The organism is Lachnospira hominis (ex Hitch et al. 2025) (assembly GCF_040096395.1).
GTDB classification, from domain to species: domain Bacteria; phylum Bacillota; class Clostridia; order Lachnospirales; family Lachnospiraceae; genus Lachnospira; species Lachnospira hominis.
Map to the genome: position 1 here is coordinate 1 of NZ_JBBMES010000067.1, position 857 is coordinate 857.

An 857-nucleotide genomic window follows, 5' to 3' on the forward strand; every position below is an offset into this window, starting at 1 on the left:
GGAAAGCTAGCCGGATTGGAATATGTGTATTCCTTTCTGGCTTTTTCCGCTTCTGTCACTTCAAAAAAGGAGATTAAACAACATGAGAAAAGAACAGGTTATTTCAACAACAAACAACAATCAGATGGAGGAGAAAGGCATGAAGAGTAGATTCATTCACTTAAAAAAGAGATTCGTTCCGGCATTATCCGGAGCACTTATGGGAGTGATGCTTATGAGCACTACCTGTTTTGCAGCAGGTACAGGTACTTCCGCAGTAACACAGCCGCTTGAGAATTTAAAGACACTTATCATTGCAGTCATTGGTGCTGTTGGTGTCATTATTCTTGCAAAGAATGTTATGGAGTTCGCACAAGCCTACCAGCAGCAGGATTCATCTACCATGAACTCTGCTCTGAAAGGAATTGTAGCAGGTGTCATGATGGCTGGTATTTCAACAGTTCTGACATTCTTAGGCTTCTAAGATGGGGAAAAAGAGTTCCCCTTTTAGTAAAAGGAAAGAGGTGAATAACAAGTATGGATATTTTTAAGCTTGGAGACAAGATCCTTGCACTTCTTGAGGCGGTGTTTGGATTTTGGAACAATCAGATATCCTTGGTCTTTGCAATGCTTGGACAGTCACCGGTCAGTTTCAAGGGCGGAGGTCCCTGGGCAGTTATTGAGGGTATTGAGCCGGTTTTTGTAGCGGTCGGCTCATCCCTCGTTGTGCTGTTTTTTGTTATCGGTTTCTGCTCGGAAAGCATAGATGTAAAAGATGAGATGAGGTTTGAGTCTATATTTCGTATGCTTATCCGACTGGGACTTGCAGAATGGTTTGTTGCAAATAATGTCACGATTATGAAAGCGTTTTTTACTTC

The 857-nt window shown here is 42.0% G+C and carries 1 protein-coding gene and 1 pseudogene; both read left to right on the top strand.

Translation table 11 applies throughout. The features are described 5' to 3' along the window. Positions 1 to 82 precede the first annotated feature (82 nt). A complete protein-coding gene (locus WMO38_RS15095) occupies positions 83 to 463 on the top strand; it encodes a hypothetical protein (protein ID WP_040894197.1) in 381 nt (126 codons plus the stop codon). Between the two features lie 53 nt (positions 464 to 516). Then, a pseudogene (locus WMO38_RS15100) lies at positions 517 to 857 on the top strand (hypothetical protein); the annotation flags it as partial.